The organism is Streptomyces sp. CB01635 (genome assembly GCF_002803065.1).
GTDB lineage: Bacteria > Actinomycetota > Actinomycetes > Streptomycetales > Streptomycetaceae > Streptomyces.
Genome location: NZ_NNBL01000026.1, coordinates 104,745 through 112,427, shown reverse-complemented (window position 1 = coordinate 112,427; position 7,683 = coordinate 104,745). Strand labels below are relative to the sequence as shown.

The window sequence follows — 7,683 nt, the reverse complement described above, 5'->3', positions numbered from 1 at the left end:
TCCGTCATGACTCCCAACTTCCCCTGCAGCCACGGTCTTCACGCTACGAGGGGAGGGACACTTTTGATTTTGGAGAAGCATGGGCACGACGTACGACGTCCGTATCTGGGCTGTCCGGCAGCGCAAAGACCGTAAGCAAGCCTCAGCAGAGCTGCGTTGGAAGACAGGCGACACTCCGCACTCTCAGACGTTCCAGACCAAGACACTGGCCGAAGGCCGCCGCGCCGAACTTCTTCGCGCGGTGCACGCTGGCGAGCCGTTCGATGAGGAAACGGGCGTACCGGTCAAGGAGCTTCGGGACCGCAACGACGTGAGCTGGTATCAGCACGCCCTCGACTACATCGCGATGAAGTGGCCCCACTCCCCCGGCTCGACCCGCCGCACGCTCGCAGAAGCGATGGCCACCGTCACCCCTGTGCTCGTGAAGGACACCAAGGGCATGGCCGATGCCAGGACAGTGCGCGCAGCCTTGTACAGCTGGGCGTTCAACATGACCCGCCGCGGCGAGGAACCCCCTGCCGACGTGGCCAAGGTGCTCGACTGGTTCGAGCGGAAGTCGCTCCCCACATCGGCGCTGTCCGACCGGATGCGCGTACGGACAGCACTCGACGCGCTCACCAAGAAGCTGGACGGTACGACGGCCGCTGCGAGCACCATTCGCCGGAAGCGGGCCATCTTCCACAACGCCCTTGGCTACGCGGTCGACGCCGATCGCCTCCCCGCCAATCCGCTACCGCAGGTCCAGTGGAAGGCACCCGAGCAGGTCGCGGATGAGGTGGATCCCGCCTGCGTGCCGGGACCGCGCCAAACGGCGGCACTGCTCAGTGCCGTGCGTGCACAAGGCCCCCGAGGGCGCCGCATGGTCGCCTTCTTCGGATGTATGTACTTCGCGGCGGCACGGCCGGCGGAGGTGATCGGGCTCCGCTTGGCAGACTGCGACCTCCCACGGCGTGGATGGGGCACGCTGCGGCTGCGCGAGACGCGCCCCCGATCTGGGTCCGCGTGGACCGACACGGGCGAGTCTCACGACAGGCGGGGGCTGAAGCACCGGCCGCGCAAGGCGGTCCGAGTGGTCCCCATCCCCCCGGACCTGGTCGCGCTGCTCCGGTGGCACGTAACGGCGTACGGGGTGTCACCCGACGGCCGTCTGTTCCGCACCCTGCGAGGCGGCATCATCCAAGACACCGGCTACGGCGAGGTGTGGGCCGAAGCTCGCCGGCGGGCGCTCACTCCAGCGCAGTACGCATCTACTCTGGCCAAGCGCCCATACGACCTTCGTCATGCCGCCGTGTCGACATGGCTGAGTTCCGGAGTCGAGCCACAGGCGGTCGCGCAGAGAGCGGGACACAGCGTGGCTGTCCTGTTCCGCGTCTACGCGAAGTGCCTAGACGGTGCGGCGGCCACAGCCAACGCTCGGATCGAGGCCGCGTTGAAGGGCTAGTGCCCGTGGGGCGCCCCACGACTGCCCCACACACGCTGGTCAGCACGCGAATCAGAGTGAGACACAGTGGGGCAATACGCCTAAAGCGGATCTACCGCCCGGGGAAACGACGAGAGGGCCCGTTCCCAGCGTATTCGCTGGTCACGGACCCTCTCGGTCGTGTGGCGGCGCCAGGATTCGAACCTGGGAAGGCTGAGCCGGCAGATTTACAGTCTGCTCCCTTTGGCCGCTCGGGCACACCGCCATGGGTTTGCTGCTTTGGATCTCCGCTGTGGGGCGGTGCTCCGTGGCAACGACGTAAACGATACCTGATGGACGGGGGTGCTTCGCCACCCGATTGATCGGTACCCGGGGGCGGGGTGGTGACTAGGCTTTGCGGATGCGGCCCAGGGAGCCAGGGCCGTGGATGACGCATCCAGACGCAAGCCGTTTCACAACCCGATACAAGGAGCCACAGGACATGGCCGACTCCAGTTTCGACATCGTCTCGAAGGTCGAGCGGCAGGAGGTCGACAACGCCCTCAACCAGGCCGCCAAGGAGATCTCGCAGCGCTACGACTTCAAGAACGTCGGCGCCTCGATCTCGTGGTCCGGCGAGAAGATCCTGATGGAGGCGAACTCCGAGGACCGCGTCAACGCGATCCTCGACGTCTTCCAGACCAAGCTGGTCAAGCGCGGGATCTCGCTGAAGGCGTTGGACGCGGGAGAGCCGCAGCTCTCCGGCAAGGAGTACAAGATCTTCGCCTCCATCGAGGAGGGCATCTCGCAGGACAACGCCAAGAAGGTCGCGAAGCTCATCCGTGACGAGGGCCCCAAGGGCGTCAAGGCACAGGTCCAGGGCGAGGAGCTGCGGGTCAGCTCGAAGAGCCGCGACGATCTCCAGGCCGTGCAGGCGCTGGTCAAGGGCCACGACTTCGACTTCGCGCTGCAGTTCGTGAACTACCGGTAGGAACAGCGGGTCAGGACAGCGGGTTACCGCAACTGTCGCCGAAGCAGGCGCAATCGCCCTGACGTGATGGTCTGCCGCCGCTCCCGGTGCGAGGCCGGTGGGACTGGAGTCCCACCGGCCACAAGGCACTCGAGGTTGTTGCGGCGGCAGAACCCACACGGTCAGCGCAGGTTCCACCCTCGCAGTCCGGTGGCGGACCTCCGGCATACGCTCCCGGCTACCGCGATGCGAACGGCTGGTCCGTGCGGACGATTTCGCGGCCGAGCGGCATCAGGGAGACCGGGATCAGCTTGAAGTTGGCGATGCCCAGGGGGATGCCGATGATCGTGATGCACTGCGCGATGCCCGTCACGATGTGGGCGAGGCAGAGCCACCAGCCGGCCAGGATCAGCCACAGCACGTTCCCGATACAGGACGGGGCGCCCGCGTCGTGGCGCTCGACCGTCGTATAGCCGAACGGCCACAGCGCGTACACGCCGATCCTGAACGCCGCGATGCCGAACGGGATTCCAATGATCGTGATGCACAGGATCAGGCCCGCGAGCAGGTAGCCGAGGAACAGCCAGAAGCCGCTCAGCACTAGCCAAATGATGTTGAGGATTGTCTTCACGAGTGACGACCTGCCATCTGCTCGAGCCGGGCGATGCGCTCCGCCATCGGCGGATGCGTGGAGAACATCTTGGACATGCCCTGCCCGGGACGGAAAGGGTTCGCAATCATCATGTGGCTTGCGGTCTCGATCCGCGGCTCCGGGGGGAGCGGCAACTGCTTGGTGCCCGCGTCGAGTTTGCGCAGGGCGCTCGCCAGGGCCAGCGGGTCGCCGGTGAGCTGGGCGCCCGACGCGTCCGCCTCGTACTCCCTGGAGCGGCTGATGGCGAGTTGGATGACCGTGGCCGCGAGCGGGCCCAGGATCATGATCATCAACATGCCGAGCAGGCCCGGGCCGTCGTCGTCGCTCGACCGGCCGATGGGGATCAGCCAGGCGAAGTTGACCAGGAACATGATCACCGAGGCGAGGGCGCCGGCGACCGACGAGATCAGGATGTCGCGGTTGTAGACATGGCTCAGCTCGTGCCCGATGACACCGCGCAGCTCGCGCTCGTCGAGGATCCGCAGGATGCCTTCGGTGCAGCACACCGCGGCGTTACGCGGATTGCGTCCCGTCGCGAAGGCGTTGGGGGCTTCCGTCGGCGAAATGTACAGCCGGGGCATCGGCTGGCGAGCCTGCGTCGACAGCTCGCGGACCATGCGGTAGAGCGCGGGGGCCTCGAACTCGCTCACGGGGCGCGCGCGCATCGCGCGCAGGGCCAGCTTGTCGCTGTTCCAGTACGCGTACGCGTTCGTCGCGAGGGCGATGCCGAGGCCCACGATCAGCCCCGTACGACCGAAGAAGCTGCCGATGACGATGATGAGGGCGGACAGTCCCCCGAGGAGTACGGCGGTCTTCAGCCCGTTGTGCCGGCGGTGCACGGTACGCCCTCCATGTGGTGCGGCAGGGGAACCCTCTGCTTGCTGGTGCTGGGTGCTTCCACGGTCCAGTGGACCCTCCTGTACTGGTCAACGCCAGACGAGGAGGACGAGTTCCCTTGTGCGCACGGAGGGCGAGGAGGGCGCGTGTAGGCCGTACGGGTGGGGGGTGGCCGCCGACGGGTCAGCGCTGTTCGGGGAGCCCGGCGAGCGCGAGGACCTCGGGGTCGGCCTTGAGCTCGCTGGTGCAGTGGGAGCAGCGGGTGGCGATCGCGGGGATCTGGCTGAAACAGCGCGGGCAGTCGCGCAGGGTGGCCTTGAGGTCGACCGGCTTGCCGCGGTCGAGGCGGGTCTGGAGCTTCATCATCGGGACGACGACGAGGAAGTACAGCACCGCCGCAGTGATCACGAAGGCGATCGCCGCGGAGACGAACTTGCCGTACGGGAAGTCCGTGCCCTCGACCTGGAAGTGCGCCTTGCTGAAGTCGCCGGTCGAGCTCGTCGCGAGGCCGATGAGCGGGGCGATGAACGCCGTGCTGAAGCCCGTGACGACGGCGGTGAAGGCGGAACCGACGGCGAGGCCGATCGCCATGGTCACGATGTTCCCGCGAAGGATGAAGTCCTTGAACCCGCTCAGCACGGCAGTGTCTCCCTGGTGTACGACGTTTGGGGGCGCTATGAGGGTGCCTAGAAGAGGCCCGTCGAGGCAAAACGGAGCACCATCTGAGGTGCGCCCGACAAGGCGACCCCGATGACGGCGGTGAGCCCGATCGCCGCGGTGAGCGGGGCCGGGATCCGCTGTACCGCCTGCTCGCCCTCGGTGGAGCGGAACAGGGTCGCCGTCCACTGAAGGTAGTAGTAGAGGGCGATCACGACGTTGACGGCCATGACGACGGCAAGCCAGCCGAGGCCCGCGTCGACGGCCGCGGAGAAGACGGTGACCTTCGCGAAGAGGCCGATGATGCCGGGCGGCAGGCCCGCGAGGCAGAGCAGGAAGAACCCGAGGACCAGGGCGGCCAGCGGCCTTGACCGGTACAGGCCGCGGTAGTCGCTGATGCGGTTCAGGGGCTTCGTACGGGCGACGAGTGCGGCCACGGCGAAGGCGCCGAGGTTCACGGCGGCGTACATGAGGGCGTACGCGACGGTGGAGCCGATGGCCTTGTCGGCGTCCTTGGAGTAGGCGGCCGCCGCGATCGGGACGAGGAGGTAGCCGGCCTGGCCCACCGAGGACCAGGCGAGCAGGCGTACCGCGCTGTACGCGCGCGTGGCCTGCTGGCGCAGGGCCGCCACGTTGCCCACGGTCATGGTGAGCGCGGCGAGCGCGGCCAGCGCCGGACCCCACACGTCGGCGTAGGACGGGAAGGCGACGACGGTGACGAGGATGATCCCGGAGAAGCCGACCGCCTTGCCGATCACCGACAAGTAGGCGGCGATCGGGAGGGGGGCTCCTACGTAGGTGTCGGGCACCCAGAAGTGGAAGGGGGCGGCGGCGGTCTTGAAGGCGAAGCCGACGAGGGTGAGGGCGACGCCCGCCTGGGCCAGGGTGTGGAACTGCCCGTCGACCTGCGTCAGGGCGGTGGCGATCCTCGTGAGGTACAGGGTGCCCGTCGTCGCGTAGACGAAGCTCACGCCCAGGAGGGTGACCGCGGTCGCCGTGACCGAGGACAGGAAGAACTTCAGGGCAGCTTCGGAGGAGCGCCGGTCGTCACGCTTGATACCGACGAGGGCGAACGCCGGCAGGGACGCCACTTCCAGGGCGACGACGAGGGTGGCCAGGTCACGCGAGGCGGGCAGCAGGGCGGCGCCCGCGGCGGAGGACAGGAGCAGGAACCAGAACTCCCCCTCGGGGAGCGCCCTGGGCGTGTTCTTCGCGTCCTTGATGCCGGTGATGGACAGCAGCGCGGTCAGCAGGGCGCCGGCCAGGACGAGGAACTGGATGACGAGCGTGAAGTGGTCGGCCGTGTAGCTGCACGCGGCCTGCTCGCCCTTGAGCGTCTTGAGGCAGAAGGTCGAGCGGTCGCCGTCCAGGAGCGGCAGCAGCGCGAGCGCGGCGGCGGCGAGGCCCGCGACGGAGACCCAGCCGAGCAGCGCCTTCCTGCGCTCGCCCAGGAACAGGTCCGCGACGAGCACCACGAGGCCGACGACCGCCGCGATGGTGGGCGGCGCGATCGCGAGCCAGTCGACGGACTGGACGAGGGACGCCACGGACGGCGCGGCGACGGCGGTCACTGGATGCCTCCTGCGAGGAGCTTCTGCACGGCCGGGTCGGTGAGGCCGATCAGGGCCGCGGGCCAGAGCCCGCCGACGACGGTGAGGGCGACGAGCGGGGTCCAGGCGGCGAACTCGTAGCCCTGGACGTCGGCGAGCTTCGGCGCCTCGGCCTCGTGCGGGCCCATGCAGACCCGGCGGACGACGGCGAGCATGTACGCGGCGGTGAGCAGGGTGCCGAACGCGGCGATCGCCATGAACGTGAGGAACGCGGGGCGGCTCAGGCCGGCGGCCGGCTTGAACGCCCCGAACAGGGCGAGCATCTCGCCCCAGAACCCGGCGAGGCCCGGCAGCCCGAGGGACGCGACGGCGGCGAAGGCGAGGAGGCCGCCGAGGCGGGGCGCCTTACCGTAGAGCGCCATGCCGCCCTGCTGGGCGAGTGTGTCCAGGTCCGTGCTGCCCGTGCGGTCCTTGAGGGCGCCGACGAGGAAGAACAGCAGGCCGGTGATGAGGCCGTGGGCGATGTTCGCGAAGAGCGCGCCGTTGACGCCGGTCGGGGACATCGTCGAGATGCCGAGCAGGACGAAGCCCATGTGCCCGACGGACGAGTACGCGATGAGGCGCTTGAGGTCGCCCTTGGCGCCGGGCCGCGCGAGGGCCAGGCAGGCCAGGGACCCGTAGATGATCCCGACGACGGCGAACGCGGCGAGGTACGGCGCGAAGGTGTGCATGCCGTCGGGCGTGATCGGCAGCAGGATCCGCACGAATCCGTACGTGCCCATCTTCAGCAGCACGCCGGCGAGGAGGACCGAGCCGACGGTGGGCGCGGCGGTGTGGGCGTCCGGCAGCCAGCTGTGCAGCGGCCACATCGGCGTCTTGACCGCGAGCCCGATCCCGATCGCCAGAACGGCGGTGACCTGCACGGACGTGCTCAGACCCCGGCCGTTGTCAGAGGCGAGTGCCACCATGTCGAATGTGCCGGACTTGAGTCCGATGAGGAGGAGGCCGAGCAGCATCACGACGGAGCCGAGGAGCGTGAAGAGGATGAACTTCCAGGCCGCCTTGGCCCGTTGCTCACCGCCCCAGCGGGCGATGAGGAAGTACATCGGGATGAGGACCATCTCGAAGGCGAGGAAGAACAGCAGCAGATCGAGCACGGCGAAGGTCGCGAGGGTGCCGGACTCGAGGACGAGGATCAGCGCGACAAATGCCTTGGGAGACGGGCCCGTTGCCCGCGGCGTCAGCCGCTGATGTTGCTGCTTGAAATAGCTGTACAGCGCGCAGAGGAAGGTCAGCAGCGCGGTCAGGACCAGGAGGGGGAGCGAGATGCCGTCGGTGCCGAGGTGGATGCGCACGTCGAGTGCGGGGATCCAGCTGATGTCGGTCGTGGCCTGCATCTTTGACGGATGGTCATGGTCGAAGCCCAGCGCGAGGACGATCGCGGCGATGAGGATCACGCCGGTCACGGTCACGCCGTGGCGGAGCACGGCCTGGTCCGGGGACTTCCCCTTCAGCCCGGGCGGGGCCGGGAGAAGAGCGGCGGCGGCGCCGATGAGCGGGCCGACGACGATCAGTGCGAGAAGGAACTGCATCACGGATTCGCTGATATCGATCACGG

At 68.2% G+C, this 7,683-nt stretch carries 7 protein-coding genes and 1 tRNA gene; 2 read left to right on the top strand and 6 right to left on the bottom strand.

Annotated elements, in window-relative coordinates:
* The first annotated feature begins 79 nt into the window (after nt 1–79).
* Complete coding sequence (locus CG723_RS37855; protein WP_100598069.1) at nt 80–1,441, top strand: tyrosine-type recombinase/integrase; 1,362 nt, start codon at nt 80–82, stop codon at nt 1,439–1,441.
* 162 nt (nt 1,442–1,603) lie between these two features.
* Here CG723_RS37855 and CG723_RS37850 read toward each other — a convergent pair.
* Nucleotides 1,604–1,685 (bottom strand) — tRNA-Tyr (locus CG723_RS37850).
* A gap of 216 nt (nt 1,686–1,901) precedes the next feature.
* Between CG723_RS37850 and CG723_RS37845 the strand changes: the two genes are divergently transcribed.
* Nucleotides 1,902–2,390 carry a YajQ family cyclic di-GMP-binding protein gene (locus CG723_RS37845; protein WP_100598068.1) on the top strand — a complete coding sequence of 163 codons (489 nt, stop codon included), beginning with the start codon at nt 1,902–1,904 and terminating at the stop codon, nt 2,388–2,390.
* Nucleotides 2,391–2,607: 217 nt separating this feature from the next.
* Here CG723_RS37845 and CG723_RS37840 read toward each other — a convergent pair whose 3' ends face one another.
* The 5 genes from CG723_RS37840 to CG723_RS37820 all read right to left on the bottom strand — a co-directional run bounded on the left by CG723_RS37840 (nt 2,608) and on the right by CG723_RS37820 (nt 7,681).
* A complete protein-coding gene (locus CG723_RS37840; protein ID WP_100598067.1) occupies nt 2,608–3,000 on the bottom strand; it encodes a YccF domain-containing protein in 393 nt (130 codons plus the stop codon).
* Nucleotides 2,997–3,860, bottom strand: a complete 864-nt coding sequence (gene htpX / locus CG723_RS37835) for a zinc metalloprotease HtpX (RefSeq protein WP_100598066.1) — start codon at nt 3,858–3,860, stop codon at nt 2,997–2,999. Before htpX ends, CG723_RS37840 begins: the two co-directional genes overlap by 4 nt.
* Before the next feature lie 181 nt (nt 3,861–4,041).
* Nucleotides 4,042–4,497: an MscL family protein gene (locus CG723_RS37830; RefSeq protein ID WP_100598065.1), complete on the bottom strand. Its 456-nt coding sequence runs from the start codon at nt 4,495–4,497 to the stop codon at nt 4,042–4,044.
* Between the two features lie 47 nt (nt 4,498–4,544).
* Complete coding sequence (locus CG723_RS37825; protein ID WP_100598064.1) at nt 4,545–6,086, bottom strand: NADH-quinone oxidoreductase subunit N; 1,542 nt, start codon at nt 6,084–6,086, stop codon at nt 4,545–4,547.
* Nucleotides 6,083–7,681, bottom strand: a complete 1,599-nt coding sequence (locus CG723_RS37820) for a complex I subunit 4 family protein (protein WP_100598063.1) — start codon at nt 7,679–7,681, stop codon at nt 6,083–6,085. Before CG723_RS37820 ends, CG723_RS37825 begins: the two co-directional genes overlap by 4 nt.
* Nucleotides 7,682–7,683 lie beyond the last annotated feature (2 nt).

Bases quoted from the DNA above. Each gene is read 5' to 3' on its own strand.
- CG723_RS37855 (WP_100598069.1), top strand. From the start codon at position 80: ATGGGCACGACGTACGACGTCCGTATCTGGGCTGTCCGGCAGCGCAAA.
- CG723_RS37845 (WP_100598068.1), top strand. From the start codon at position 1,902: ATGGCCGACTCCAGTTTCGACATCGTCTCGAAGGTCGAGCGGCAGGAG.